Source organism: Shimia sp. (assembly GCF_039969785.1).
GTDB lineage: Bacteria > Pseudomonadota > Alphaproteobacteria > Rhodobacterales > Rhodobacteraceae > Shimia.
The window spans coordinates 243,575-269,293 of sequence record NZ_JBDVNC010000018.1 but is presented as its reverse complement, the minus strand read 5'-3'; the positions used below and the strand labels follow the sequence as shown (position 1 = coordinate 269,293).

At 55.7% G+C, this 25,719-nt stretch carries 24 protein-coding genes and 2 tRNA genes; 12 read left to right on the top strand and 14 right to left on the bottom strand.

Features of this window, described 5'->3' with window-relative positions; translation table 11 throughout:
• Positions 1–176 precede the first annotated feature (176 nt).
• Complete coding sequence (miaB, locus tag ABJI08_RS10675; RefSeq protein ID WP_348401814.1) at positions 177–1,496, bottom strand: tRNA (N6-isopentenyl adenosine(37)-C2)-methylthiotransferase MiaB; 1,320 nt, start codon at positions 1,494–1,496, stop codon at positions 177–179.
• A 109-nt stretch (positions 1,497–1,605) separates the two neighbouring features.
• On the opposite strand from miaB, the gene ABJI08_RS10670 reads away from it, so the two are divergent.
• Together ABJI08_RS10670 and ABJI08_RS10665 are read left to right on the top strand one after the other, a co-directional pair.
• Complete coding sequence (locus ABJI08_RS10670; protein ID WP_348401813.1) at positions 1,606–2,475, top strand: hypothetical protein; 870 nt, start codon at positions 1,606–1,608, stop codon at positions 2,473–2,475.
• A gap of 3 nt (positions 2,476–2,478) precedes the next feature.
• Positions 2,479–2,862, top strand: a complete 384-nt coding sequence (locus tag ABJI08_RS10665; RefSeq protein ID WP_348401812.1) for a GFA family protein — start codon at positions 2,479–2,481, stop codon at positions 2,860–2,862.
• Positions 2,863–2,904: 42 nt separating this feature from the next.
• Here the strand turns inward: ABJI08_RS10665 and ABJI08_RS10660 are convergent, their stop codons facing one another.
• Both ABJI08_RS10660 and irrA read right to left on the bottom strand, forming a co-directional pair.
• On the bottom strand, positions 2,905–3,891 hold the full coding sequence (locus tag ABJI08_RS10660) for an NADPH:quinone reductase (RefSeq protein WP_348401811.1): 987 nt from the start codon (positions 3,889–3,891) through the stop codon (positions 2,905–2,907).
• A 72-nt stretch (positions 3,892–3,963) separates the two neighbouring features.
• Entirely contained in the window at positions 3,964–4,380 is a 417-nt protein-coding gene (irrA, locus tag ABJI08_RS10655; RefSeq protein ID WP_348401810.1) for an iron response transcriptional regulator IrrA, read from the bottom strand.
• Positions 4,381–4,547: 167 nt separating this feature from the next.
• Between irrA and fabA the strand changes: the two genes are divergently transcribed.
• The 5 genes from fabA (at position 4,548) to dtd (ending at position 8,462) form a co-directional block, all read left to right on the top strand.
• Entirely contained in the window at positions 4,548–5,054 is a 507-nt protein-coding gene (gene fabA / locus ABJI08_RS10650; RefSeq protein ID WP_348401809.1) for a bifunctional 3-hydroxydecanoyl-ACP dehydratase/trans-2-decenoyl-ACP isomerase, read from the top strand.
• A gap of 30 nt (positions 5,055–5,084) precedes the next feature.
• On the top strand, positions 5,085–6,314 hold the full coding sequence (gene fabB / locus ABJI08_RS10645) for a beta-ketoacyl-ACP synthase I (RefSeq protein WP_348401808.1): 1,230 nt from the start codon (positions 5,085–5,087) through the stop codon (positions 6,312–6,314).
• A gap of 7 nt (positions 6,315–6,321) precedes the next feature.
• Positions 6,322–7,113 carry an enoyl-ACP reductase gene (locus tag ABJI08_RS10640; protein WP_348401807.1) on the top strand — a complete coding sequence of 264 codons (792 nt, stop codon included), beginning with the start codon at positions 6,322–6,324 and terminating at the stop codon, positions 7,111–7,113.
• 75 nt (positions 7,114–7,188) lie between these two features.
• Complete coding sequence (locus tag ABJI08_RS10635) at positions 7,189–8,028, top strand: hypothetical protein (RefSeq protein WP_348401806.1); 840 nt, start codon at positions 7,189–7,191, stop codon at positions 8,026–8,028.
• A complete protein-coding gene (dtd, locus tag ABJI08_RS10630) occupies positions 8,025–8,462 on the top strand; it encodes a D-aminoacyl-tRNA deacylase (RefSeq protein WP_348401805.1) in 438 nt (145 codons plus the stop codon). The genes ABJI08_RS10635 and dtd overlap by 4 nt, the downstream gene beginning before the upstream one ends.
• A gap of 13 nt (positions 8,463–8,475) precedes the next feature.
• On the opposite strand, the gene ABJI08_RS10625 is transcribed toward dtd, so the two are convergent.
• The 8 genes from ABJI08_RS10625 to ABJI08_RS10590 all read right to left on the bottom strand — a co-directional run bounded on the left by ABJI08_RS10625 (position 8,476) and on the right by ABJI08_RS10590 (position 16,429).
• Positions 8,476–8,997, bottom strand: coding sequence for an alkylphosphonate utilization protein (locus ABJI08_RS10625; protein ID WP_348401804.1), 522 nt, complete (start codon positions 8,995–8,997; stop codon positions 8,476–8,478).
• A 111-nt stretch (positions 8,998–9,108) separates the two neighbouring features.
• Positions 9,109–10,599 (bottom strand): glycerol kinase GlpK, encoded by a 1,491-nt coding sequence (gene glpK / locus ABJI08_RS10620; protein ID WP_348401803.1) that lies wholly within the window; start codon positions 10,597–10,599, stop codon positions 9,109–9,111.
• 124 nt (positions 10,600–10,723) lie between these two features.
• Complete coding sequence (locus ABJI08_RS10615; RefSeq protein ID WP_348401802.1) at positions 10,724–12,616, bottom strand: acyl-CoA synthetase; 1,893 nt, start codon at positions 12,614–12,616, stop codon at positions 10,724–10,726.
• 199 nt (positions 12,617–12,815) lie between these two features.
• On the bottom strand, positions 12,816–14,609 hold the full coding sequence (locus tag ABJI08_RS10610; RefSeq protein ID WP_348401801.1) for an ABC transporter transmembrane domain-containing protein: 1,794 nt from the start codon (positions 14,607–14,609) through the stop codon (positions 12,816–12,818).
• Positions 14,610–14,741: 132 nt separating this feature from the next.
• Positions 14,742–14,815 (bottom strand) — tRNA-Gly (locus ABJI08_RS10605).
• A 119-nt stretch (positions 14,816–14,934) separates the two neighbouring features.
• Positions 14,935–15,020, bottom strand: a tRNA-Leu gene (locus ABJI08_RS10600).
• Between the two features lie 364 nt (positions 15,021–15,384).
• The gene (locus tag ABJI08_RS10595; RefSeq protein ID WP_348401800.1) at positions 15,385–15,939 is read right to left on the bottom strand and encodes a hypothetical protein; all 555 of its coding nucleotides are present in this window, start codon (positions 15,937–15,939) and stop codon (positions 15,385–15,387) included.
• Positions 15,940–15,976: 37 nt separating this feature from the next.
• Positions 15,977–16,429 carry an Lrp/AsnC ligand binding domain-containing protein gene (locus ABJI08_RS10590; protein ID WP_348401850.1) on the bottom strand — a complete coding sequence of 151 codons (453 nt, stop codon included), beginning with the start codon at positions 16,427–16,429 and terminating at the stop codon, positions 15,977–15,979.
• A 125-nt stretch (positions 16,430–16,554) separates the two neighbouring features.
• Between ABJI08_RS10590 and putA the strand changes: the two genes are divergently transcribed.
• From putA to ABJI08_RS10575, 3 genes are read left to right on the top strand one after another with little or no spacing between them, the layout of a single operon-like run.
• Complete coding sequence (gene putA / locus ABJI08_RS10585; RefSeq protein WP_348401799.1) at positions 16,555–19,974, top strand: bifunctional proline dehydrogenase/L-glutamate gamma-semialdehyde dehydrogenase PutA; 3,420 nt, start codon at positions 16,555–16,557, stop codon at positions 19,972–19,974.
• 31 nt (positions 19,975–20,005) lie between these two features.
• Complete coding sequence (locus ABJI08_RS10580; RefSeq protein WP_348401798.1) at positions 20,006–20,752, top strand: rhomboid family intramembrane serine protease; 747 nt, start codon at positions 20,006–20,008, stop codon at positions 20,750–20,752.
• Positions 20,749–21,117, top strand: a complete 369-nt coding sequence (locus ABJI08_RS10575; protein WP_348401797.1) for a GFA family protein — start codon at positions 20,749–20,751, stop codon at positions 21,115–21,117. Before ABJI08_RS10580 ends, ABJI08_RS10575 begins: the two co-directional genes overlap by 4 nt.
• A 20-nt stretch (positions 21,118–21,137) precedes the next feature.
• Here the strand turns inward: ABJI08_RS10575 and ABJI08_RS10570 are convergent, their stop codons facing one another.
• A complete protein-coding gene (locus ABJI08_RS10570; protein WP_348401796.1) occupies positions 21,138–21,929 on the bottom strand; it encodes an inositol monophosphatase family protein in 792 nt (263 codons plus the stop codon).
• A gap of 152 nt (positions 21,930–22,081) precedes the next feature.
• Between ABJI08_RS10570 and ABJI08_RS10565 the strand changes: the two genes are divergently transcribed.
• On the top strand, positions 22,082–23,122 hold the full coding sequence (locus ABJI08_RS10565) for an NADP-dependent oxidoreductase (protein WP_348401795.1): 1,041 nt from the start codon (positions 22,082–22,084) through the stop codon (positions 23,120–23,122).
• Positions 23,123–23,365: 243 nt separating this feature from the next.
• On the opposite strand, the gene ABJI08_RS10560 is transcribed toward ABJI08_RS10565, so the two are convergent.
• On the bottom strand, positions 23,366–23,689 hold the full coding sequence (locus ABJI08_RS10560; RefSeq protein ID WP_348401794.1) for a hypothetical protein: 324 nt from the start codon (positions 23,687–23,689) through the stop codon (positions 23,366–23,368).
• A 14-nt stretch (positions 23,690–23,703) separates the two neighbouring features.
• Positions 23,704–24,987, bottom strand: a complete 1,284-nt coding sequence (locus ABJI08_RS10555; RefSeq protein ID WP_348401793.1) for a hypothetical protein — start codon at positions 24,985–24,987, stop codon at positions 23,704–23,706.
• A 266-nt stretch (positions 24,988–25,253) separates the two neighbouring features.
• Here ABJI08_RS10555 and ABJI08_RS10550 point away from each other — a divergent pair, with 266 nt between their 5' ends.
• The gene (locus ABJI08_RS10550) at positions 25,254–25,478 is read left to right on the top strand and encodes a hypothetical protein (protein ID WP_348401792.1); all 225 of its coding nucleotides are present in this window, start codon (positions 25,254–25,256) and stop codon (positions 25,476–25,478) included.
• The last annotated feature ends 241 nt before the right edge of the window (positions 25,479–25,719 follow it).

The window sequence follows — 25,719 nt, the reverse complement described above, 5'->3', positions numbered from 1 at the left end:
TTCCACTAATCCTAATAGCTTAGCGGATTGAGCGCTCTTGTGAAGGATTAATCACGGCATCCGACCGGCGGGTCACAAAAAAAAGGCAAAAATGAGGCTAAATTTAGACACGTGTGTTTTCAGTTGCTGTTCAATTCGACAAAACCGGGCGAACTGTCTCCAATTCGGAGCCAATCTCAGATCAGTTTTCCTGCAAGTGAATTGGTTCTGCTTTCCACGATTCTTACCTTTGCAAGCTCGCCAATTTCGGCCTTGCAATCGGCGACATGCACCGCGTGCAGATACTCGGACTTGCCCATCATCTGCCCCTCAAAACGGCCAGCCCGCTCGAACAAGACGCTCACTTCGCGCCCAACCATACTGTCTTGAATCTCGCGTTGTTGCTGAGTGATCAGACCCTGCAATCGATAAAGCCGGTCCGTTGCTTCGGCATCGTCCACCAATGCGCGTTCTGCTGCGGGGGTTCCCGGGCGGGTCGAATATTTAAAGCTAAATGCCTGCCCGTACTTAACGTCTTCGATTAAATCCATCGTGTCCTGAAAATCGGCTTCGGTTTCCTCGGGAAATCCGACGATAAAATCACCCGATAACAGAATGTCGGGCCGGGCCTCGCGGATGCGCTCGATCAGTTTAAGATAGCTGTCACGGTCGTGATTGCGATTCATGCGTTTGAGAATTTTGTCACTCCCCGACTGCACAGGTAAATGCAGATACGGCATCAGCTTCTGACAGGTACCATGCGCTTCGATCAGGTCATCCATCATGTCGTTAGGGTGACTTGTCGTGAACCGGATACGTTCCAGCCCATCCACTTTGTCGAGTTCCCAAATCAGGCGCGCAAGGCTCCAGTCACCATCTGCCCCGGCTCCATGATAGGCATTTACGTTTTGCCCCAACAGAGTGATTTCGCGCACACCGCGCTCGACGAGATCGCGTGCTTCGGTCAGAATGCGATCCACAGGACGGCTCACTTCGGCGCCCCGCGTATAGGGCACCACGCAAAACGCGCAGAATTTATCGCACCCTTCCTGCACGGTCAAAAATGCCGTCGGGCCTCGCTTTGCCCTGGGGCGGCGTTTCAGCTTTTCGAATTTGTCTTCTTCCGGGAAATCCGTATCCAGCGCTTTTTCGCCGGCCTGCGCTTTGGCTTCCATTTCGGGCAGGCGATGATATGCCTGCGGCCCGACCACCAGATCGACCATCGGCTGACGGCGCATGATTTCTTCGCCTTCAGCCTGCGCAACACAACCAGCAACACCGATTTTCAAGTCCGGCTTTTCCGCCTTCAACCCTTTGAAACGCCCCAGCTCGGAATACACTTTTTCGGCCGCTTTTTCGCGAATATGGCAGGTATTGAGCAAGATCATATCAGCGTCGTCCACCGTATCGGTGGTCTCATATCCGGCCCCGCCCATGGCTTCGGCCATCCGTTCGCTGTCATAGACATTCATCTGACAGCCGTAGGTCTTGATAAACAGCTTTTTTGTATCGGCCATGGGTGTTTTTCCTCGCGGTCTCAGGGCGCTTCCCTACATCAAAACCGGGGCGGCTTGCAATGCACCCCGTTTTGACCGAATCTGGCTCAAAACAACGGCGAGGCCGGGCATGCAGTACGATTCCATTTCACATTTTTTGCGCACGGGACAAGAGCACCTTGCAAAAGGCCCTGTGGCGCTGATCTTTGCCGAAGATGATGTTGAGATTAACACAACGCTTCGACACCATCTCGATCTTGGGTTCAGCAAGGTTGTTCTGTTCAGCCCTGCTGCGTTTAATATTGCCCCTGAACTTGCCGAGAAGTGCCCTCGCGTGACACTGGAGAGCCCACGCGGCGAGCCCATGTTTGATGCTGTGAACGCCATCAACGATGCGGCCATTGGTGTTTGGCTTTATTACTGCTTCAACTCCGAATATCTGCTTTATCCATTTTGTGAATCGCGCACCGTTGGCGAAATGCTGACCTTCCACACCGAAGAACGCCGCGATGCGATGCTGACTTATGTTATCGACCTTTACGCGACCGATCTAGAGACCAACCCGAATGCAGTATCACTTGACAGCGCGCTTATGGACAGAACCGGCTATTACGCGCTGGCCCGCAATGACCCTGACAACCACAATCACCCAAAAGAACGTCAGCTTAATTTCTATGGCGGTCTGAGATGGCGGTTTGAGGAACACATTCCTGCCGACAAGCGCAAGATCGACCGTATTTCGATATTTCGCGCAAAAGAAGGGTTGAAGTTACGTCCGGATTTCACCTTCTCGGATGAAGAATACAACACCTACGCTTCGCCCTGGCACAACAACCTGACTGCGGCTGTCTGTTCCTTTCGCACCGCCAAGGCGCTTAAGTTTAATCCGGGCAGCACTTTTCAAATTCAACAATTCAAATGGCACAACTCGGTCGGTTTTGACTGGCATTCGCGCCAGTTGCTTGATCTTGGATTGATGGAACCGGGCCAGTGGTTCTGAGCCATGCAAAATAGCGGCACCTGCCATTGTGGGTTCGTGCAGTTCGAGGTCTCTACCGACATTGATCATGTTCGCGTCTGCGATTTCTCAATCTGTCATCAGCGCGGCGCGTTGATTTTCCGGGTTCCTGACGACGCATTGCGGCTGAAGACATCTTTGTCGCAGCTTTCACTTTATGAATGGGGCAGTCGCACCGCCAAAGATTATTTTTGCCCGCGATGCGGAATACTGCCATTTCGCCGCCCATCCGCCCCCACGCCGCAAGAGCTTGCGCAGGGCGTCAAGCCATTTGACGGCTGGGCCATCAACGCCCGATGTCTGCACGGTTTTGATCCCTCAGGCGTCCCTGTCAGGAAAGTCCACGGGCGCAAGATCAGCCATACGTAACTGGATGCGTCTCAAACCCGCGACTGATGGACGTCTAAGCGACTAAAACCGCACCAATACCGCACCGGTCCTGCCCCCCGCCTCGACCATTTCATGGGCCTCGGCCGCTTGCTCGGCGGTAAACACATTGGGCGCGGGCATCGATAGTGCGCCTTCCGACAACGCGCTGTTCAGCCGGTCTATCGCCGCAATACGGTCGCCGTCGCGCAGGATGTAGATCAGAGAAATGTCCAGCGTCAGGGCTTTGAACAGCATTGGACCAAACGGCATCACAGGTGCCATGTCTTTGCCGGATCCGTAGATCGAGATGCGCCCGTTGGGCGCCATAACTTCGGCCAGAAGTCCCGCATTCACGCCAAATTCCACTTCAACCGCAATATCCACACCGGCGCCATCGGTGGCGCCGAGGATATCTTGCGACAAACTCTCAGAAGCATATGCGAAAACCGCATCGGCACCTGCCGCCGCGACGCGATCCATATCACGCGCACCACATGTCGCAATCACGCGCGCGCCGCCCCATTTCGCAAGTTGCACTGCCAGATAGCCCACTGCCCCGCCACCGCCGCTGATCAAAACTGTTTTTCCGGCGATCTCGCCGCCGCAAAAAACACAGTGGCACGCCGTTAGTCCCGGAATTCCCAAAACAGCGCCGTCTTCCAAAGGCGTCTGCGCAGGTAGAGGCACTGCCTGTGCGGCGGGCAGACAGATATATTCTGCACATGTGCCAAACGGGCGTTGCCATTGGCCATTCCACAACCAAACCCTCTGACCAATACGCGATGGATCTACACCGGAACCGACAGCTTCGATTTCACCCGATCCGTCGCTGTGTGGGATAATTGCCTCGTACGCGGGTTTGGTCACACCCGGGCGACTTCCAGAGCGTGCTTTGACATCCGAAGGGTTCGCGCCTGACCAGGCCACTCGCACACGCACTTCTCCGGCGGCAGGAACAGGCGTTTCAATTTCTTCGAACACAAGGACATCACGCGCTGCCCCAAAGGCGCGCCATATAACGGCTTTCATATCAGAACTCACTTATTGGTTTGGAGAAATGCTGGAACAAGATGTCACGCCATACAACGCAATCTGATCCGCCTACGTTCGGCGCAGCCGGATCACAACATCAATCTTGGAAATTTCTGCACCTTCCGGGGCCACAGGAAAACGCGTGATTTGAAGTTGATCTGCCGGAGCATCGGTCAACATTCGATCGTCTTCCCAATAGAAATGCGGATGATCGCCGGTGTTGGTATCGAAATAGCTTTTGGCACCATCAACCGTAATTTCCTGCATCAGGCCCGCATCGCAAAACGCCCGCAATGTATTGTAGACGGTTGCAAGAGACACACTTTCGCCAGCTTGGCGCACAGATGCGAACAGGCTTTCTGCGGTCACGTGACGGTCATTCCCATCACCGACAAGCAACGAGGCAAGCGCCACCCGCTGTCGGGTTGGGCGCAATCCGGCATTGGCCAGCCAGTTGGTTCCGTTTTCAATAGCTTGCGTCGTCATCGGCAATGCCTCATTTCTTAACACATCATATAACCCGTCCTGCCCCCCTTTTTCAAATGAAAATGAGTTGCAGGACCAACCACGTGCTTCATTGCCGCCTTGCAGGACCACTTTGCACGATGTTAGAGGGGGCATGTACGATCAGTTAATCAAAGGGACCCACCCGCATGTCCAACTATCCGACCAGCTTTGACAAAGAGGACCTTCTGAAATGCGCGCGTGGCGAGCTTTTTGGTCCGGGAAATGCGCAGCTGCCTGAGCCTCCTATGTTGATGATGGACAGGATTACGGATATTTCCGCTGATCAGGGCGAATTTGGCAAAGGCCACGTGGTCGCGGAATTCGACATCACGCCTGATCTTTGGTTCTTTGAATGCCATTTCCCCGGCAACCCGATTATGCCGGGCTGTCTTGGTCTGGATGGTTTGTGGCAGCTAACGGGCTTTAACCTTGGCTGGCGCGGTATGCCCGGCAAAGGCATGGCCATGGGTGTTGGCGAGGTAAAGCTTAAGGGAATGGTGCGTCCAGATCGAAAAATGCTGACGTATTACGTTGACTTTACCCGCATCATTGACCGCAAGCTCAAGCTTGGCGTGGCAAACGGACGGGTTCTTGCAGATGGTGAAGAGATTTACCAAGTCAAGGACATGAGAGTCGGACTCGCGCCCGAATAATCGACACTCCCAAGTTTAAGGAGAACGCAGATGCGTCGCGTTGTAGTAACCGGATTGGGGATCGTCTCGTCCATCGGCAACAATGCCGAAGAGGTGATCGCCTCTCTTAAAGCCGGAAAATCCGGCATCAAGGCCAGCCCGGAAATGGCCGAGCATGGTTTCCGCAGTCAGATCGCAGGTACGCTTGAGATCGACGTTAAGGAACTTGTCGACAAACGCACTCTGCGTTTCATGGGCCCCGGTGCTGCTTACGCGCATATCGCCATGCAACAGGCAATTGCCGATGCAGGCCTGTCCGACGACCATGTTGTGAACGAACGCACCGGCCTTGTTGCCGGGTCCGGTGGCCCGTCGACCTCAGCGATGCTGACTGCGCATCAAACAGTTCTTAAAACCGGTGCCACCAAACGCATCGGCCCGTTTGCAGTTCCAAAATGCATGTCTTCGACAATTTCGGCCAATCTGGCCACTGCGTTTAAAATCAAGGGCATCAATTATTCGATCACGTCGGCCTGCTCGACATCGCTGCATTGCATTGGCAACGCGGCTGAACAGATCATGATGGGCAAACAGGACATTATGTTTGCCGGCGGTGGAGAAGAGCTTGACTGGACGCTGTCCTGCCTGTTCGACGCAATGGGTGCGATGTCGTCCAAGTTCAACGACACTCCGGATCAGGCATCGCGGGCATTTGACGCCAATCGCGATGGGTTCGTCATCTCGGGTGGCGGCGGCATTGTTGTGCTGGAAGACCTCGACCATGCATTGGCACGCGGCGCGAAAATTTATGCCGAAGTCACCGGATTTGCCGCAACTTCCGACGGGCACGATATGGTTGCGCCCTCCGGTGAAGGCGGGGAGCGCGCGATGCGCCTCGCAATCTCGACGCTGCCCGAAGACCGCTCTGTCAGCTACATCAATGCCCACGGCACATCGACCCCGGTCGGTGATGCCGGCGAAGTTGAAGCCGTGCGCCGCGTCTTTGGCGAAGGTAGCACACCACCGATTTCTTCGACGAAATCCATGACCGGCCATGCTCAGGGCGCGGCCGGAGCACTTGAGGCGATCTTCTGCCTTTTGATGCTTGATGGCGACTTCATCACGCCTTCGATCAACGTCGAAACGCTCGACCCGGCGATCAACCCGGACGAGATCGCAACCAAAACAATTGAAAACGCCGGTCTGGACACGGTGATGACGAACAGCTTTGGCTTTGGGGGCACCAACGGCTCCATGCTGCTGTCGAAATTCAAGGGATAACTGAACCATGTCGGACACACTCAAAGGCAAACGCGGCCTGATCATGGGCGTCGCCAATGAACGCTCCATCGCATGGGGCATTGCCAAGGCCATGCACGAAGCGGGCGCTGAACTGGCCTTTACGTATCAGGGCGCGGCCTTTGGAAAACGCGTTGCGCCGCTGGTCGCCAGTCTGGACAGCGATTTCCTTGTGGACGTTGATGTCACGGATGACGCGTCGCTGGATCGGGCCTTCGAAGAGCTTAGCTCAAAATGGCCCACCATCGACTTTGTGGTGCATGCCATCGCTTTCTCTGACAAGAACGAACTGGCGGGGCGTTTTGTCGATACCACGCGGTCTAACTTTAAGAATTCGCTGGATATCTCCTGCTACTCCCTGATCGAAGTCGCGCGTCGCGCGCATCCGATGATGAAGGATAACGGCGGAACAATCCTGACGCTGACCTATCAGGGCGCGAACCGTGTCACCCCGTTCTATAACGTTATGGGCGTGGCCAAAGCAGCCCTTGAAAGCGCGACCCGGTATCTGGCCAACGATCTTGGGCCAGACGGAATTCGGGTCAATGCGATCTCTCCCGGCCCTATGAAAACACTGGCCGGAGCGGTCATTGGCGGGGCGCGCGCGACATTCAAACATACCGATCAGAATTCCCCCATGCGTGCCAACGCAACGCTTGGCGCGATTGGCGGTACGGCGGTTTATCTGGCTTCAGATGCCGGTATTTGCACCACGGGCGAGATCATTCGCGTCGACGGTGGATATCATGTCCTTGGCATGCCACAGCCTGACAATCTCTGATCCCTGCCCGGCTGCTTGGTCAGGTTTCAGCCTGGCACGGCGACGGTTCGAAAACGGCGGTCACAGGAGCATTTTATGATCCTGACTTGCGCAGATGTATTGGCAAAAACATCGGACGGGCAACTTGCCTCCGGCGATTTTACAGTCGGGGATGCCGTAGAAATGGCACTCGCGCTTGCCCATCTGGATCAGCCCGTCGGTCTATTTGGGGCCCTGTCGCAGGATGCGGTCAGCCGCCAGATCGAACAGTCATTGGTTCACGCAGGCGTGGATTTGTCCCGCGCACCCAAAGCATCCGGCTCCTCAATCGACAGCCCGCCGCATAAACTCAGCCCCCTGCACCTCCCTGATCTGAACGGCATCACTGCTTTGACCTTTGGCGGTCCGTCTTTGGTCAGGCGCGAATCCGCGGGCGTTTATGAGGCACTGATGCATCTTGCCGGGGTGGACAAAACAACCGTACTGAACCTCACGCCCCCTCAGGATGTGCCAAACGAACACCAATCTGATTACCAAAAGCGCCTGAGCCGCATGACCGAAATGGCGGATATCATCATCCAACCACCCATCGATGGGACACCGTTTCCTCATCGTTCTCACGAAACGCTGCTATGCGGGCGGGCTTCAATTGTCATTCAGCTCCACTCCAAGGGGCGCGTTTCAGTGTCTTCGCGCAACGGCACTTTTTCAGTAAATACCCCGTCAAAACCTGAAATCAGCCCGTCCCGATTGGGTAACGTATTTGTCGCTGGTTTTCTGGCCGCACTGTCGCAAAACGATGGCCTCATCCCGCGCGCGTTGGCGATGACGCACTCTAAAACGCTATCAACCGCTGCTGAGTTCGGCATCAAAGCCGCGCAGACATTTCCCGACATGGGATCGCAACTGCATGATATTAAACAGGATCTGTCATGAGAGCATTACTGCAAAGAGTATCTGATGCCTCCGTCACCGTAGATGGCGAGGTGATCTCGGAAATTGGTCCCGGGCTTCTGGTGTTGGTCTGTGCAATGCAAGGTGACACTCAGGAGCAGGCAACGAAACTCGCGACCAAGATTTCCAAACTGCGCATTTTTCAGGGCGAAAACGGCAAGATGAACCGCAGCGTTGTGGATCAGGGCGGCGAAGTGCTTGTTGTGTCGCAATTCACGCTTGCTGCGGATACGCGCAGCGGCAACCGGCCCGGTTTCTCAACCGCCGCCGCCCCGGATGAGGGGGAACGGCTTTATGAATTCTTTTCGGACGCGCTGCAAAAGCTGGGGCTAAGCGTCGCGCGGGGTCGATTTGGGGCCGACATGAAAGTGCGGCTACTCAATGACGGGCCGGTGACAATCTGGTTGGACATCTGAAACGGCGTGCGCGTCAGCCTTTTTTGACAAACTTTGTCAGGATCACGATGCGTTGCCCATCGACGCGGCCTTCTATGTGTTCCGCGTTGTCGGCAACCAACGAAATATTGCGCACTGCTGTGCCCCTTTTAGCCGTGAACCCGGCACCTTTGACCGGCAGGTCCTTGATCAATGAGACTGTGTCACCTGTGGTCAGAACCGTACCGTTGCTGTCGCGATGTTCGACCGCATCAGGGTCCGGCAATCCAGCCTCGGCCCAGGTCAGAACATCTGGCTCCAGATAAGCGATGTCCAGCAGATCACGCGCCCAGAGCGCTTCGGTCAACCCATTGAGAAGACGCCAGGAAACCACCTGCACCGCTGGCTCAGTGCTCCAGATACCGTCATGCAAACATTGCCAGTGTGGTTGGTCGGATGGCCCCGCCTCAATCCCTGCCAGACAGGTTGCACACACCGTCGCGTCATCGTCACGTGGGGCAACGACGTAAACATTGTTTGCGTCTGGCGCACCGCAAATGGCACAGGATTCGGGCATGGTCTTCTCCTTTGAGCTTTCACCCGATATGCCCGGCTTCAGGGTTGGGGTCCATCTCCTTCTGTCCGCCGATCAAGACCACAAGACCGCGCCCGGTCTGACAGCCTTTTCCTAATCAGACATCGACAAGGTCGCAGCCACGGCCCGTTTCCAATCGCCATAACGCCTGTCACGCCATGCATCATCGCGCGCGGGTTGAAATTGCCGCTCCATTGCCCAGGTGGCGGCAAAATCCTGCATGCCCGGGTAGACCCCCGCCTGCATTCCCGCCAACCACGCAACGCCCTTGGCGGTGCTTTCCAATACTTCTGGCCGGTCAACTGGCGCATCGATTATGTCCGCCAGAAACTGCATGGTCCAATCGCTGGCCGTCATGCCACCATCCACGCGTAAAACCGTTTCACCGCGCGCTTCGAAATCAGCTTGCATGGCTTCCAAAAGGTCTCTTGTCTGAAATCCCACACTTTCCAGCGCGGCGCGGGCAAATTCTGCCGGACCTGACGCGCGTGTCAGACCAAACACAGCGCCGCGCGCTTCTGGTTCCCAATACGGCGCGCCTAGGCCTGTAAACGCGGGCACCATAATCAGCTCATGACCAGTGTCAGCGCCCTCAGCCAGCTCTTGTGTTTCTTTGGCATCGTCGATGATCCTCAGACCATCGCGCAACCATTGCACAACCGCCCCGGCGATAAAAATCGCGCCTTCCAGCGCGTAAACCGGTTTGCCGTCCAGTTGATAAGCAATTGTCGTCAACATACGGTTTTTGGACGTCACGGGCGTTGCGCCCGTGTTGAGCAACGCAAAGCACCCGGTGCCATAGGTCGACTTCAACATTCCGGCCTCAAAACAGGCCTGCCCGATGGTCGCCGCCTGCTGGTCCCCGGCCACCCCGAGGATCGGGATCGCGGCACCAAACAACTCTGCATCGGTCTCGCCAAAATCGGCGGCACAGTCGCGCACATCGGGCAACATGTGCATCGGGACGCCCAACAATTCACACACCTCTTTTGACCACTCACCGGCATGGATGTCATACATCAGCGAACGCGCCGCATTTGTGGCGTCTGTCGCGTGCACTTTTCCGCCGGTCAGCCGCCATATCAAATAGCTGTCTACCGTGCCAAACAACAGCTCTCCGGCCTCTGCACGCGCGCGAACGCCGTCCACATTGTCCAGGATCCATTTAACCTTGGTGCCCGAAAAATAAGGATCAAGCAGCAAGCCTGTTACCGCTGTGACCCGTTCTTCGTGACCCTGATCCTTGAGCGTCTTGCAAATGTCAGCCGTACGCCGGTCCTGCCAGACGATGGCATTGTAAACCGTTTCGCCGCTGACCTTGTCCCAGATCAACGTGGTCTCACGCTGATTGGTAATACCGATGCCCGCAATCTGCGCAGCACCGACACCGCTTTTGGTCATTACATCCCGACAGGTTTCGATTGTTGTGCGCCAAAGATCGGCCGGTTCGTGTTCCACCCAGCCCGATTGTGGGAAATGCTGGGTGAACTCCTGCTGCTCGGCTGCGACAGGGCGAATATCGCCATCAAACAAGATCGCGCGGCTGGATGTTGTGCCCTGATCGATCGCCAATATATGGGTCATGCTTGCCCTCCCTCTAAGTCTCGCGGCAGACTATAGAGAGCTACTAATTCTCTGCAATGCACAAGAGCGCGGATTTTGCCCGCGCCCTGGAAAATAGAGACCTCTGTTGATTGATGGGAAGGATTTAGCTTTCGACGTCGGCCCATTCCCACGGACGCACAAAATCGCCCAGAACTTTTGAGACTTCTTCGTCACTCGCATCGCCAGAGTTTGTCACCTGCGCCACAAGACCACGCTTTTTGTCGTCCAACACGGCAGTCACACGTGCAGGCACACCCTCATTTTCCAGCGCGCCGTTGTAGACGCGGGTGATCGCCATCTTGCGCAAGTCCGGCTTGAATACTTTGCCCACAGCCGTCTTTGGCAATTCTGGCAGAATATCAACGTGTTTGGGATGGGCCGCGCGTTCGTGCACATGCACTTTGGCATGCTTCAGCAACTCATCGGTCGTCACCGAAGCCCCGTCGACCAGTTCGACATAGACACAAGGCAACTCGCCGGAATGCGCATCAGGCTGGCCGATGGCGCCAGCAAACGCCACATCATGATGTGCCAGCAACGCCTCTTCGATTTCAGCCGGGTCTATATTGTGTCCACCGCGAATGATCAGGTCTTTGGCACGCCCGGTGATCCAGAGATAACCGTCCTCATCAATGCGTCCCAGATCGCCGGTCCGCAGGTATTTGTCGTGATAATACAGGTCCGCGTTTTTATCAGCTTCGGTATAGGTGTTGCCGGCGAAAACCCCCGGGTTGTCGATACAGATCTCGCCGACTACATCCGCCGCGCATTCAACCGGACCATCTGCGGTTCCCTTAAAAATACGCACGTCAGTATATGGGAAAGGCAAACCGACAGAGCCCACTTTCTTGGCTCCGGTGGGCGGGTTGCACGACACAAGGCACGTCGCCTCTGTCAGCCCGTATCCTTCGACAATATCAACACCACAGGTGCTTTCAAACCGTTTGAACAATTCCATCGGCATGGGGGCAGAGCCGGAAAACGCCGTTTTGATCGTCGACAGATCCGCGTCCACCGGGCGTTGCATCAATGCAGATACTGCCGTCGGAACAGTGATCACAAAGCTGATTTTCCAGCGCTCGCAAAGCTTCCAGAAATTGTCGAAAACGCCCTCGCCGCGATATCCTGCTGGGGTTGGGAAAACGACATGTGCGCCTGACGCGATCGCCGCTTGCATGATCACGTGCACCGCAAACACATGGAACAACGGCAGCGGGCACATGATGTTGTCTTTTTCGGTGAACAACAGGCGCTGACCGATCCAGCCGTTATAGATCATTCCTGAATAAAGATGCTGCGCGACCTTGGGCATACCAGTTGTCCCACCGGTGTGGAAATACGCGCCGACACGGTCTTTGCCGCCATCGTCAAAATCCAGCGTCGTATTGTACCTGGCCAGCTCCTTGTTGAAATCTTTAACGTCCGCATGATGATTGCCCGGGTTCTTGGGGCGGATCAGCGGAACGATCCAGCTCTTTGGCGGTGTCAGATAGCGGTTAAGGTCAATCTCAAGTACGGTGTGCACACCGGGTGCGTGGCGCACAGCTTCTGCCACCTTTTGTGCGACATCCGTTTTTGGAAACGCCTTTAGCGTGACTACAACTTTGGCCCCGGTTTCGCGCAGGATCGAGCCGATCTGTTCCGGCTCCAGCAACGGGTTGATCGGGTTTGAAATACCCGCGATCATGCCACCTAACAGCGCAAACAATGTCTCGTTACAATTCGGCAGAACATAGGCCACGGCGTCTTTTTCTCCGACCCCCATATCGCGAAACAGATTGGCCGCCTGCACCGATTTGGCATGCAACTGTGCCCATGTCAGCGTCTCGGCCTTGTCGGTAGGGCCAGACAAAAGCTGATAGCTGACCGCCGGGCGGTCTGGAAACTTGTCACGTGTCGCACTCAGAAAGCCATAAATCGTGGCAGGCAACCCCCGATCCGCCCACGGCATTTCCTGTTCGATGGATTTCAGATCATCTGGCGACTCGAAACTCATTAGGTGCTCCCCCCATTTGTGACCGCAATTTGCGGCGTCCCTCTTGCGTCAAGATGCGACCAAAAACACGATGTCGCAAGCTTTTGACGAGAGGAGACGCCGGGTCACTTGTGCTGGCAACGCTGCGTAACACCGTTAAGATAAGTCAATTTGGACGGTTTCCCATGTGGAAATAGCTGCAAAATGCTGAAAATTCAGCCTATGCTGCGCCTTCCGTGAACTGCAGCCGCGCCAGTTTTGCGTAAAGCCCACCGGCAGCAACCAACGCATCATGTTGACCTTCGGCCACAATTCGCCCCTGTTCCATCACGATGATCCGGTCGGCTTTCTTAACAGTTGCCAACCGGTGCGCCACAATAATGGTCGTCCGGTTCTCGGCCAGCTCTTCGACGGCCTGCTGAACCAAACGTTCGCTTTCAGCGTCCAGCGCCGACGTAGCTTCGTCCAACAGCAACACCGGGGCATCCCGCAGAATTGCGCGCGCAATCGCGATGCGCTGTTTCTGTCCACCCGACAGCATGACGCCCCGCTCACCCAGCGGGCTGTCATATCCTTCGGGCAATGCAACGATAAACTCGTGGGCTGCGGCGGCTTTTGCAGCCGTCTCAACCTCGGCATCGGTTGCGTCAGGCCGCCCAAAGCGAATGTTTTCACGCGCGCTGTCGGCAAAAATCACCGGGTCTTGAGGCACCAAAGCCAGATGCCGCCGAAAGTCTTCGCTGACCATGTCCGGCAAAGCCACGCCATCCAGCTTTACGCGCCCGCTGGACGGATCATAAAACCGCAGGATCATCTGAATAATGGTGGTCTTCCCGGCGCCGGATGGCCCGACCAGGGCCACTGTCTCACCGGGTTTGATGGTCAGGTCAACGGCGTCCAAAGCGGACACGCTGGGGCGCGAGGGGTAATTGAACGTAACCCCTTCAAACGCAATCTCGCCTCGCACCGGCTGGGCAAGGGTCACAGGCTGATCAGGCTCAACAACGGAATCATCTGTCTGCAGCAGTTCGACCAACCGTTCGGTGGCCCCCGCTGCCCGCTGCAGCTCGCTCCAGATTTCCGAAAGCGCGCCAACCGCGCCGGCGACCATGACCGAATAGATCACGAACTGCACCAGAACCCCGACGCTCATACCCCCGGCGCGCACGTCGCGGGCGCCGATCCAAAGCACAACAACAACCCCGGTAAAGATCAGGAAAATCACGATCATCGTCATCAGCGCGCGGGTATTGACCCGACGCAGTGCGGCGCTCAATGACAGATCTGTGACCCGCGAAAACCCGGATTTGACCTGCGTTTCGTTTGTAAAAGCCTGCACCGTCTGAACTGACAACAAGGCTTCGGACGCGTTTCCGGAGCTTTCGGCAATCCAGTCCTGATTTTCCCGGCTGAGTTTGCGCAACCGACGCCCCAGCACAAGGATCGGAACAATGACCATCGGCACTATCAACAACACCATCAGTGTCAGCTTGGTAGATGTGAACAACATCAACACCAACCCGCCAAGGAACAGCAGTGTATTGCGCAAAGCAATGGATACGGATGATCCGATAACCGACTGAATAACAGTTGTATCCGTGGTGATCCGGCTCAGCACTTCGCCAGTCATGACATTTTCGAAAAACGACGGGCTCATCCCAATGACACGATCAAACACCGCTTTGCGAATGTCAGCGACAACAACTTCGCCAAGCCGCGTTACCAGCATATAGCGCAGCGCCGTACCCACAGCGAGCAGCGCGGCAAAACCAAGTGCAGCCAGAAAATACTTGTCCAAAAGCGCTTCGCTTTCGGTGCCGAAATTGTCCACCACACGGCGCACCGCCATCGGCAACAACAACGAAACCGTCGCCGTCAGCGTCAGCGCCATCAATGATAAAGCAACCAATACCCGATAAGGATACATAAACGGCCCAAGCCTACGCAACGCACCTACACGTTTAGACTTCTCGCGGTCCTGTTCACCACTTTGAGGTTGAGGTTGTCTGGCCATTTTAGTGTCCCTGGCTACATGTCACCGCGTTAGTGGCGTTCAAGCGCACAGGCGTCAAGCGACCAGTTGACGCAAAGCAAGCGTTTGCGAACGATCATATTGAAAACATAGAATAATGTGGAAAAGAAGATTTGGAGCGGGCGGCGGGAATCGAACCCGCGTCATTAGCTTGGAAGGCTAAGGTCTTACCACTACACAACGCCCGCTCAACTGGACAACCTACTATTTCCTTGCATTGGGAACGTCAAGATTAGTTTTTTGACGTCGGTGTTTTTATTACGCCGTCTCGATCTTCAGGTCGAATTTCAATTCCCAAATAGGTATTTGGTGCGGGCGGTGGGAGTCGAACCCACACGGGCATACGCCCAACAGATTTTAAGTCTGGTATGTCTACCATTCCATCACGCCCGCATCTGGCGTTGTTCTTCAATTTTCAGTTTCGGGCCTATATCGGGCCTGAAAACAGTCTCTTAGTCGCAACGCATTGTTCCGTATGCGTTTTACCGCACAGACTCAAGGATTTTAAGTCTGGTATGTCTACCATTCCATCACGCCCGCATCTGGCGTTGCTTCCAATTCTTGAGTCAGGACTAACTTTCGATCCTGATACCAAGCCTTGCTTCAACACCTTGCTTCATATGTATTTTCCCAAAATGACGCAAGGGTAACAGGGTCCTGGCAATAAACATCTCACCGCGCAGGCTACTCGTACACACACCGTCAAAACGGTTGCGCGACTTTAGCTCTAAATGCAGGTATGTAAAGCGTTGAAATGCTACAATTCCTGATCAAGCGTGTTTGGGCTTTTCGGGGGTTTCAAAAGCACCCGTTCCGGCAACCACGGGTTCAATTCCAAAACCTCTGCCAAAGCATCCTGAGCTTCTGCATCCCGGCCCAAACCTACCAAAGACAACGCGCGGCCGGAAAGCGCCCCGATATGGCGGGGTGAAAGAGCAACGGCGCGTTCCAGGTCGGGCAATGCCACTTCATAATCCTCGCGCAGAAAATTGACAAAGGCGCGCTGGTTATAGCCTTCGGCATACTCCGGACAATACTTCACCAACGCATTAAAATCCTGCCGAGCCCCTAACAAATCCCAGGCAGCACGTTTGCGCATGCCCCGGTCCAGAATTTCCTGAGCTGTCTCATCCGGCGCGTCAGCCCAATAGGTCCACATATCGTTGGCAAAAACCTGAGCTGTGCTCGCATCAGGTGCCTTCTGGACTTGCTCGATCAGCTGATCCAATTCAACACTGTGATCGGGCGCTGCCGGACATGCCAGCGACACACCCGGCATAAAAAAGAACAATACTGTCGCGATGCGTTTCATGCCGAAACTCTGGCACAAGATTCACAAATCGACCAAGTCACATCTCTGCGAGGCCTGTGTCCTTGACCGCCTGCATTGCCACATAGGTCGATGTGCTGGCCACATGTGGTAAGGTCGACAATTTCTCTCCTAAAACAGCACGATACGCGGCCATATCGCTGGTGCGCACTTTGAGCAAATAGTCGAAATTACTGGCGATCATATGGGCTTGTTCAATCTCGGGCACTTGCAAAACCGCATTGTTAAACGCCCTTAACGCGGCCTCGCGGGTATCAGTCAGCTTCACCTCAACAAACGCCACATGATCAAGGCCCAACCGCACCGGGTCCAGCAAGGCTCGATAACCGGTGATCACACCTTCCTTTTCCAGGCGTCGCAAACGCGCCTGTGTCGGACTTTTGGACAACCCGATATGCTGTGCCAAATCAGTGATAGAGATGCGCCCGTTTGACGCCAGAACTTCCAGAATCGATAGGTCAAACCGGTCCATCTCCAACTTATCGTTTTGCACATCATTTCTCCAAAATTCAGACGCTTTGGCCGACATATCCGTCAAATTCGGGCGTTCTTCCTGCGAATTAGACCATACACTATCGGAAACCAATGGAGCCCGCTATGTCAATGTCACCTGCCCGTTCTCTGATCGACACCTCGACCTATTGTGATGAGGCTGTATTGCTGTCGAACCTGTGCAATCAGGCGGAATTGACGCAACAGGACAGGACACGCATTTGCGCGCAGGCGGCTGATCTGGTGCGCGCCATTCGTGACCGCTCCGACCCGGGAATGATGGAGGTCTTTCTGGCCGAATACGGGCTGTCTACGGATGAGGGCATTGCGCTGATGTGTCTGGCCGAAGCGTTGCTGCGCGTGCCAGATGCGGAAACCATTGATGCGCTTATCGAGGACAAAATTGCGCCGTCCGACTGGGGCAAGCATTTGGGCGGATCGGCGTCGTCTCTGGTCAACGCCTCTACATGGGCGCTGATGTTGACCGGCAAGGTTCTGGACGATCATGAACCGGGTCTGATCGGTACATTGCGCGGCGCCGTCAAACGGTTAGGTGAACCGGTCATTCGCACGGCAGTGGCGCGCGCGATGAAGGAAATGGGGCGCCAGTTTGTGCTGGGAGAAGACATTACCTCTGCGATGGAACGCGCTGCGAATATGGAGAAAAAGGGATATACCTACTCCTACGACATGTTGGGCGAGGCTGCCAAAACGGATGCTGACGCAATGCGTTATCATCTGGCCTATAGCCGTGCGATTTCTGCAATCGCTTCGGCCTGCAAGCATGATGACATCCGTCAAAATCCCGGCATCTCTGTCAAACTTTCAGCTCTGCACCCACGCTATGAAATCGCGCAAAAAGACCGTGTGATGGAAGAACTTGTTCCACGATTGCGGTCTTTGGCGTTGCTCGCCAAGTCCGCCGGTATGGGGCTTAATATCGACGCAGAAGAGGCCGACCGCCTTTCGATCTCTATGGATGTGATCGAAGACGTTCTGGCGGAACCGGCGCTTGCCGGATGGGATGGGTTTGGTGTGGTTGTGCAAGCATATGGCAAACGCGCCGGTGCGACGCTTGCATACCTTTATGAGCTTGCGCAAAGATATGACCGTAAGATCATGGTTCGCCTTGTGAAAGGCGCTTATTGGGATACGGAAATCAAGCGGGCTCAGGTGCTTGGGATTGACGGCTTTCCAGTGTTTACTAACAAAGCCGCGACCGATGTTTCCTATATCGCCAACGCGCGCGCGCTCCTGAATATGACCGACCGGATTTATCCGCAATTTGCCACTCACAACGCGCACACAGTGGCGGCAATTCTGGATATGGCGAATGACAATACAGCCTTTGAATTCCAGCGCTTACACGGCATGGGTGAAGCTTTGCATGACATTGTTCACACAACCCAAAGCACTCGTTGCCGCATCTATGCCCCGGTCGGCGCGCATCGCGACCTTCTGGCCTATCTCGTGCGGCGCCTGTTGGAGAACGGCGCCAACAGCTCGTTTGTAAATCAAATCGTAGATGAAGACGTGCCCGCCGAGGTCGTCGCAACCGATCCGTTTAACTTGATCGACACGCCAAAGGCACTCCCTCGCGGGCCGGAACTGTTTGAGCCAGAGCGCGTAAATTCGCTTGGATTTGACCTGACGGATGTACCCACGCTGGACCAGCTGGATATTGTCCGCGCGCCATTCAAGGACAAGATTTGGCATGCCGCGCCGCTCGTTACCGGTACGCCTGCTCCCCTGGCAGCAGAACCAGTCGGCAACCCGTTCCTGCCGTCAGATTCGCCAGGTAGCGTAGCGAATGCCAGCGCCGCAGACATCGAAACTGCGCTTGCCGGGGCCGCCATCTGGGACGCATCCGCGGAACAACGCGGCATCATATTGAACCGCGCCGCTGATTTGTTCGAAAGCCACTACGGCGAGCTTTTTGCGTTACTCGCACGCGAGGCCGGTAAAACGCCTCTGGATGCGGTGGCGGAATTGCGTGAAGCTGTCGACTTCTTACGGTATTATGCGGCCAATGCCCCCAGTGCGACACCAGCGGGGGTGTTCACGTGCATCAGCCCATGGAACTTCCCACTGGCGATATTCAGCGGACAGGTGTCTGCCGCTTTGGCCGCGGGCAATGCCGTTCTTGCTAAACCTGCAGATCAGACGCCATTGATCGCCCACCTGGCCGTCACTTTGATGCACGAGGCCGGCGTACCGCAAACCGCCTTGCAACTATTGCCGGGGGCCGGAGCCACAGTAGGCGCCGCCCTCACTTCAGATCCGCGCGTCAACGGCGTGGCGTTCACCGGCTCAACAGCGACGGCCAAACACATTCGCGCAACGATGGCCAATCATCTATCACCGGGCGCGCCCTTGATTGCCGAAACTGGCGGGCTAAACGCGATGATCGTCGATTCAACGGCCCTTCCGGAACAGGCGGTGACAGCCATTGTTGAAAGCGCCTTCCAATCTGCCGGCCAGCGGTGCTCGGCGCTCAGATGTCTGTACGTTCAGGAAGACATCGCAACCAGCCTGTTAGAAATGCTGAAAGGGGCGATGAAGGAGCTGTCTCTTGGTGATCCATGGGCAATTAGCACAGACAGCGGCCCGGTCATTGACGACGCCGCGCGCTCCGGCATCGCGGATCATATCGCGCAGGCACAACACGAGGGGCGCGTCCTGTTTCAAATCGCCACTCCGCAAACCGGCACCTTTATTGCGCCGACCCTGATTCAGGTGAACGGAATTGCCGAACTGAAGCGGGAAATCTTTGGCCCGGTTCTGCACGTTGCAACGTTCAAATCCAACGAATTGGACGACGTCATCGATGCCATCAACGCCACAGGGTACGGTCTGACCTTTGGCCTGCAAACCCGCATCGACGACCGGGTTCAGCACGTGTCCGACCGGGTGCAGGCGGGCAATATTTACATAAACCGCAACCAGATCGGTGCAATTGTCGGCAGCCAGCCCTTTGGTGGCGAAGGCTTGTCCGGGACGGGACCCAAGGCAGGCGGGCCGCATTATCTGTCGCGGTTTTCTGCTGTCGCGCCCCAAATCGGTGCAAACTGGGCCGCTCCAATGCCGCAAGACATTCTGCAGGGCCTGATCTTAAACTGCCCCGAGGGCGCACCAACCCAAACAACGTCCCTGCCCGGCCCGACGGGTGAATCCAATCGCCTCAGCACCTTTGCGCGCCCGCCCGTGTTGTGCCTTGGCCCAGGGGCACAGGCCGCTCAGACGCAGGTCGAAAGCGTCACGGCACTTGGTGGGCGCGCAATTGCCGGACATGGTGACTTGCCGCCCAAAGCTCTGGAAACACTGCAAGGTTTTTCCGGTGTGCTTTGGTGGGGCGACATCGAAAACGCGCGCACCTATGCGCAGGCACTGGCGAACCGTCCAGGGCCCATCCTGCCGCTGATCACCGGCTTGCCCGATACGACACGGGTGCGCGGTGAACGTCACGTTTGTGCCGACACAACAGCAGCCGGCGGAAACGCAGCGCTTTTGGGGGGATCGGCTTGACGCCCCGGCCAATTCCCCCCAGCTTGGCCGCATGTTTCCAATACGCGATCACAACCCGTCGGGGCGCACGCCCTATGTTGTCTACGCCCTGATCCTGCTGAATGTCGGGATCTTCCTGCTGCAATTGCCGATTATGGGCGATGACTACCGTCTGGCACTCTACTACCAAAATTGGGCGCTGATCCCGGGTGAGGTGTATCACGGCTACAACCTGCATACCCCAGTCACGTCTATGTTCCTGCATGCGGGCTGGATGCATCTGGCGGGGAACATGCTGTTTCTGTGGATATTTGGCGACAACATGGAAGACGAGATGGGCCATATCGGCTTTCTGGTGTTTTATCTTCTCAGCGGGGTGGGTGCTGCTTTGGCCCAGATGGCGCCTGACCCCTATAGCAATATCCCGATGATCGGCGCATCCGGTGCCATTGCCGGGGTGATGGGCGGATATCTGTTGATGTTCCCCAGGGCACGCGTGGACGTGATCCTGATCATTATCATCTTCTTCAAAATATTCACCATCCGCGCATGGATCGTGCTGGGCGTCTGGTTTGGTCTGCAAGTGTTCAGCGGAGTGACAGGAAACGGCAACGCAGGCGGCGTCGCTTATTGGGCCCATGCCGGTGGATTTGTGGCTGGCGTTTTGCTGACCCTTCCGGTCTGGCTGCGCCTTGGTGGTCCGAATTTCTGGCGTTCGACACATGGCGCACCACCGCACCCTGAAACCAAATACCGCCTGTCCCAAAGCACAATTCCATCTGTCAGGAGACGTCGATGAGTACCAAATTAACCTGCCATTGCGGCGCCGTAGAATTGCGTGTCGACCTGAGCGATGGATTGAATACGGCGCGTCGATGTGATTGTTCGTTTTGCCGCCGTCGCGGGGCTGCGGCCGTCACTGCGCCGCTGGATGGCATCGAGATCGTCAAAGGGGCCGACAATCTGACGCTTTATCAATGGAATACAGGCACCGCGAAACATTATTTCTGCAAAACCTGCGGGATATACACGCACCATCAGCGCCGCTCAAATCCAAACGAATATGGCGTCAATCTTGGGGCGCTCGACGGGGTCAACCCCCGGGATTTAGGCGACATTGGCTGGGCAGATGGCGTGAACCATCCATCAGACCGCAAACCCTGACGTCAGCGACAACAATTGTCTCAGATGTTGCGGATGACCTTGGCAAATTGATCAAAAATCGGTTCGTTGCCACAGATCAGATCGCCATCCTCAAAGATGTCACCTGCGGGGTTCAGCGGTTGAACAAATCCACCCGCTTCTTTCACGATGATAATGCCGGCAGCAATATCCCATGGCTGCAAGGTGCGTTCCCAGAAACCCTCGTATCGACCAGCCGCCACATACGCCATGTCCAGCGCCGCAGCGCCCCAGCGACGCACACCAGCAGTTGCAGGCGACAACCGCGCCAGATCCTGCAACGTGGCGGGCAAATCGGTGCGTGCACCAAAGGGCAATCCGGTGGCAAAGATCGACTCGATCATGCGTGAGCGGCCTGAGACCCGCAAACGCAGGTTATCGTTCAACCAGGCGCCCTGCCCTTTTTCGGCATAGAACATCTCGTCTTTGGCGGCATCAAACACCACGCCAGCCACGATTTCACCCTTGTGCTCAAGCGCGATTGAGATCGCCCAATGTGGCAAACCGTGAAGATAGTTGGTGGTCCCATCCAATGGGTCAACGATCCAGCGGCGGGTCGGGTCTTTGCCCGGGATCTCGTCGCTTTCCTCGGCAAGCCAGCCATAGGTTGGGCGTGCGCCCAGCAATTCTTCTTTCAGAATTTCTTCTGCCGCGACATCGGCGCGGCTGACGAAATCGCCTGCGCCTTTCATCGACACCTGAAGGTTTTCGACCTCGCGAAAGTCTTTGACCAGCGAACGGCCCGCTTTGCGGGCGGCCTTCATCATGATGTTGAGATTTGCGCTGCCCGTCATGGCACGGCTCCTTTTGGCTCAGAGCGCGCGTATACGCCGCCCGGTCCCGTTTGCCAACCCCGGGAAAACGCTGCGTTACCAAAGCCTGCCTGCCCTTGCCAATCAAAGCTTTCGCGCTCAGGCTGTGCGGCAAACCCAAAAGGAGACGCGCCATGACAGATCAAATGCAGCGCATCGTGCTGGCCAGCCGCCCGGACGGCGCCCCCCGGAACGACAATTTCCGCCTTGAAACCGTGGAGATTCCTGCCCTAGGTGACGGTGAAGTTCTTATAAAGGCACACTATTTCTCGCTTGATCCCTATATGCGCGGCCGCATGGATGATGCAAAATCCTATGCCGCCGGGATTGGGATTGACGACCTGATGGCTGGCGGCGCTGTGGGGGAAGTGATCGCATCGAACGCCCCGGAATTTGTGCCCGGCGACTTTGCTCTGACGATGACCGGATGGGCCACGCATGGCATCGCCAAACCGGTTGAAATGCGCAAACTTGATCCTGCTCTTGCTCCGATCACCACGGCGCTGGGTGTTTTGGGTATGCCCGGGTTTACTGGCTGGTACGGACTGACCGAACTGGGCCACCCCCAAAAGGGCGAGACCGTGGTGGTGGGTGCCGCCACCGGACCGGTTGGATCAATGGTTGGACAGGTTGCCAGGATGCGCGGATTGCGTGTTGTCGGAATTGCCGGCGGAGAAGCGAAATGCTCAATGGCAACAGAGGTTTACGGGTTTGATGCCTGTATCGATCATCGTGCTTTTGAGGGCGCGCGCGACCTGCGTGAGGCGTTGAAACAACATTGTCCGGACGGCATAGACATCTACTTTGAAAATGTCGGCGGCAAAGTGTTAGAGGCCGTTTTGCCCCTAATGAACGCGCATGGGCGCATTCCTTTATGCGGTATGATCGCGTGGTATAATGCGGGTAACCTTGGCGCAAATGCCGCGATGGAAAGCCTGACAGCCCCACGCCTGTGGCAGTCTATTCTTGTGAAGCACCTGTCCGTAAACGGTTTTATCATCTCAAATCATTTTGACCGGTATCCCGAGTTTTTGCGCGAAGTTGGACCAGCAATTGCGGCAGGTCAGGTCAAACACACCGAGGATATCGTCGAAGGTCTTGAAAACGCCCCGGCAGCGTTTCGCGGATTGTTGACCGGCAAAAACATGGGGAAATTGCTGGTCAAAGTGATCTGACCCCGATTCGCCCCACAAACCCCGGTTAACGCTGCAAAACCCCGATCGGCAGCGCGTCGGTATCACGTCGGTATTGCGTCGGTATCGATGCCCGCTGTCGGGCTGTTAAGACGCCGGACGTTGCGCACAGGTAAGCTCAAATTCCGGACGGATAGCGCGGTGTCCAATCTGATGCTAAGCACCCGTTTTGAGGCGGTCCTCCTTTGGCCGCTTCGTCATCCATAGCCCGAACACAGCAGTCATTCAAATGATATACAGCGAAAGTTCGGTCGAGCCTAAAGCTAATAAAGGTCTGGCCGCGACGAAGGGCTGCTTCGTCTCGGCAACCAGAATTTCCGGGATGCCACAGAAAAGGGCTTTTGCGTCTTTTGCCGCGATGCGGCGCCCCATCAACCAATGACTGGTTGGAGCCCAGAGTGCTGAATGCTTCATCAGGTGCGAGTGACCGTAAAGCGCAGAAAGCGGACTTTGCAAAACACAACAAACGGCCCATAGAGATGATTGGGAGCCATAGAGGTTAATGACGAGTTCGAGCCCAAACCTTCCAATAGAAATCTTGCGCGGCATGTAAATCTGTATGGCTAATTTTCGGCAGTCCAACCCAGCTTACGGAGGCGATCATTCACATCATTTGCATGCAATGGATCACGAAAGAAGTTCAACAATACTTGGTCGACCCTTGCGTTTGGCCAGGTTTCCAGCAGATCGAGCACCTGTTCCCGAGCGGCCTCGGTCTTGCCCAATGCATCCAATGCGGCAGCTTTATAGGCCAGTCTGGGCGGGCTGATGGGACCGCCACTCATTGCGACTTCATCGAAAAGATTCAGGGTTTGTTGATAGAGGCCCGAATGGAAACTCGCGGCGGCATAAACGTTCTTACGGCCAAGCCTATCGCTGGGCTGGTCGAATTCCCTCTCTGGACGCAAGGCATCCAATGCTGAAGGGAAATCGCCCGTGAATAAGGCAATCAACCCAAAATAGTCATGGACGTGCCCGTCTCGTGGGGCCAGGGCGATCGACTTTTGCGATAATCTAATCGCTTTGTCTTCGTTACCTTCGGCAAAGGCAACCCACGCAGCACTGGACAGCGACCAAGCTTTGGTAGGGTCCTTGGACACCGCAATATCTGCCATTAATCTGGCGTCCTGAAGGAACGCTTCTTTGTCAGGGTTTTGGGGCGATAAGAGCGCAAGAGTGGCAAGAGACTGGGCGGCACCAGCATAGCCCGCAAAGCTTTCCGGATCCAGTTTGATCACTTGCCGGAACATCGTCAGCGATTGCTTCTGACGGTTGAAGTCAAAAAGCGGAAACAGAAGGTCTCTTGCTTCTTCCGCATAGTTTGCCGCCTGCAGGGCTTTGTACGATTTTTCCCGTAGCGCCAGTCTCTGAGCTTCTTGCTGGTTCTGGACTTTGGATGTTTCCGTTGGCTCTGAGGTCATCCAGAACACTGCGGTGAGAACGGCGATCACGCCAAAAACTATGACGAGGGCTGCCAAGATTGTTCTCGGAACGCCGTCATTTCGCGCCTCGTTAAAACCCGAAGCTTCGAGTTCTGCCTCGTTAACGTTAAGAATCTCAAAACGCGGAGCGTAGCCACCACTGTCGATATGGATCCGGATTGCATCGTTCAGGCCATCGGTAGCGTAGTATTTGTCGAGCTTGCGCCGTAACCGCCTGGCATCGACGCGCACCACGTTTTCCGAATCTCCGTCCGATGCGACAGAGCGACGATAGATATCCTGTGCAATCGTCTTGGCGCGGATCTGATCGCCACGCCCCTCAATTGCTTCGTGCACTACATAAGACAAGAAATCCTGCATTCGAGCCGATCCGACGAACTCGGGCGACTGCAAAATACGCGCCATGCTGGCCTCAAGGTCCGTATCAGTCAGCGCCTCGATGGATTGGTTCGGATTTGGCATAAGTCTTGGTTTTCCTTGGCGTCTGTAGATTTAGGCTAGTTGAAAACCTAGCGCGATTGAAGGCCGTGTCACGTTGGATACTACCGTGTAACACCTACGCAGCGGCCATGTTTAGACGCATCCTTGAACGATCATCCGATTTCGAGGACCGAGTTATGTCAGGTCGACAATCCGAGTACATTCATCGCGCTTTCCCACAGGCGAGTTCATTGATCGAGGGCCTTAGACCCCTCCATGCCACGCTGGAAGAAATGTGCGCCGACTTTGAACGGCTTTCAAGCGATTTGAAGTCAGCCGAGTCTGGAGCCAAGCAGATGTCCAATGGGTTACGTGAAGACTACTTGAGCAGCATTCACGATCTGAAGAAAGAAATCCTCGAGTGGCTTGCAGAGGCGCGGGTCGGCACATCTCAGGCGGGGATGAAAAATGAGTGATCTTGTTGGAGTAAACTCAAGTCCCCGTTTTCCTTTTACTGCCAGCTCAAAGCTTGGAAAGCCCATCGGGTTTGTGGATTTTCCGAGCCGATATGTCGACGAAACCACCCACGAACCCAAGATGCAAGCTGCCGACCTTTCGGAGTCGAACCGGCGGTGCATCGGGCTCACGACAGGCCCCACCCAACTCAAAGTCAATCCGAAGAGAGCCGACATCCGGACTCTTTGGCATTCAGCGAAC

Excerpts from the sequence above, each read along its gene's own strand:
- miaB (WP_348401814.1), bottom strand. The coding sequence starts at position 1,496 with ATGGCCGATACAAAAAAGCTGTTTATCAAGACCTACGGCTGTCAGATG.
- ABJI08_RS10670 (WP_348401813.1), top strand. The coding sequence starts at position 1,606 with ATGCAGTACGATTCCATTTCACATTTTTTGCGCACGGGACAAGAGCAC.
- ABJI08_RS10665 (WP_348401812.1), top strand. The coding sequence starts at position 2,479 with ATGCAAAATAGCGGCACCTGCCATTGTGGGTTCGTGCAGTTCGAGGTC.
- ABJI08_RS10660 (WP_348401811.1), bottom strand. The coding sequence starts at position 3,891 with ATGAAAGCCGTTATATGGCGCGCCTTTGGGGCAGCGCGTGATGTCCTT.
- irrA (WP_348401810.1), bottom strand. The coding sequence starts at position 4,380 with ATGACGACGCAAGCTATTGAAAACGGAACCAACTGGCTGGCCAATGCC.
- fabA (WP_348401809.1), top strand. The coding sequence starts at position 4,548 with ATGTCCAACTATCCGACCAGCTTTGACAAAGAGGACCTTCTGAAATGC.
- fabB (WP_348401808.1), top strand. The coding sequence starts at position 5,085 with ATGCGTCGCGTTGTAGTAACCGGATTGGGGATCGTCTCGTCCATCGGC.
- ABJI08_RS10640 (WP_348401807.1), top strand. The coding sequence starts at position 6,322 with ATGTCGGACACACTCAAAGGCAAACGCGGCCTGATCATGGGCGTCGCC.
- ABJI08_RS10635 (WP_348401806.1), top strand. The coding sequence starts at position 7,189 with ATGATCCTGACTTGCGCAGATGTATTGGCAAAAACATCGGACGGGCAA.
- dtd (WP_348401805.1), top strand. The coding sequence starts at position 8,025 with ATGAGAGCATTACTGCAAAGAGTATCTGATGCCTCCGTCACCGTAGAT.
- ABJI08_RS10625 (WP_348401804.1), bottom strand. The coding sequence starts at position 8,997 with ATGCCCGAATCCTGTGCCATTTGCGGTGCGCCAGACGCAAACAATGTT.
- glpK (WP_348401803.1), bottom strand. The coding sequence starts at position 10,599 with ATGACCCATATATTGGCGATCGATCAGGGCACAACATCCAGCCGCGCG.
- ABJI08_RS10615 (WP_348401802.1), bottom strand. The coding sequence starts at position 12,616 with ATGAGTTTCGAGTCGCCAGATGATCTGAAATCCATCGAACAGGAAATG.
- ABJI08_RS10610 (WP_348401801.1), bottom strand. The coding sequence starts at position 14,609 with ATGGCCAGACAACCTCAACCTCAAAGTGGTGAACAGGACCGCGAGAAG.
- ABJI08_RS10595 (WP_348401800.1), bottom strand. The coding sequence starts at position 15,939 with ATGAAACGCATCGCGACAGTATTGTTCTTTTTTATGCCGGGTGTGTCG.
- ABJI08_RS10590 (WP_348401850.1), bottom strand. The coding sequence starts at position 16,429 with ATGGACCGGTTTGACCTATCGATTCTGGAAGTTCTGGCGTCAAACGGG.
- putA (WP_348401799.1), top strand. The coding sequence starts at position 16,555 with ATGTCAATGTCACCTGCCCGTTCTCTGATCGACACCTCGACCTATTGT.
- ABJI08_RS10580 (WP_348401798.1), top strand. The coding sequence starts at position 20,006 with ATGTTTCCAATACGCGATCACAACCCGTCGGGGCGCACGCCCTATGTT.
- ABJI08_RS10575 (WP_348401797.1), top strand. The coding sequence starts at position 20,749 with ATGAGTACCAAATTAACCTGCCATTGCGGCGCCGTAGAATTGCGTGTC.
- ABJI08_RS10570 (WP_348401796.1), bottom strand. The coding sequence starts at position 21,929 with ATGACGGGCAGCGCAAATCTCAACATCATGATGAAGGCCGCCCGCAAA.
- ABJI08_RS10565 (WP_348401795.1), top strand. The coding sequence starts at position 22,082 with ATGACAGATCAAATGCAGCGCATCGTGCTGGCCAGCCGCCCGGACGGC.
- ABJI08_RS10560 (WP_348401794.1), bottom strand. The coding sequence starts at position 23,689 with ATGCCGCGCAAGATTTCTATTGGAAGGTTTGGGCTCGAACTCGTCATT.
- ABJI08_RS10555 (WP_348401793.1), bottom strand. The coding sequence starts at position 24,987 with ATGGCGCGTATTTTGCAGTCGCCCGAGTTCGTCGGATCGGCTCGAATG.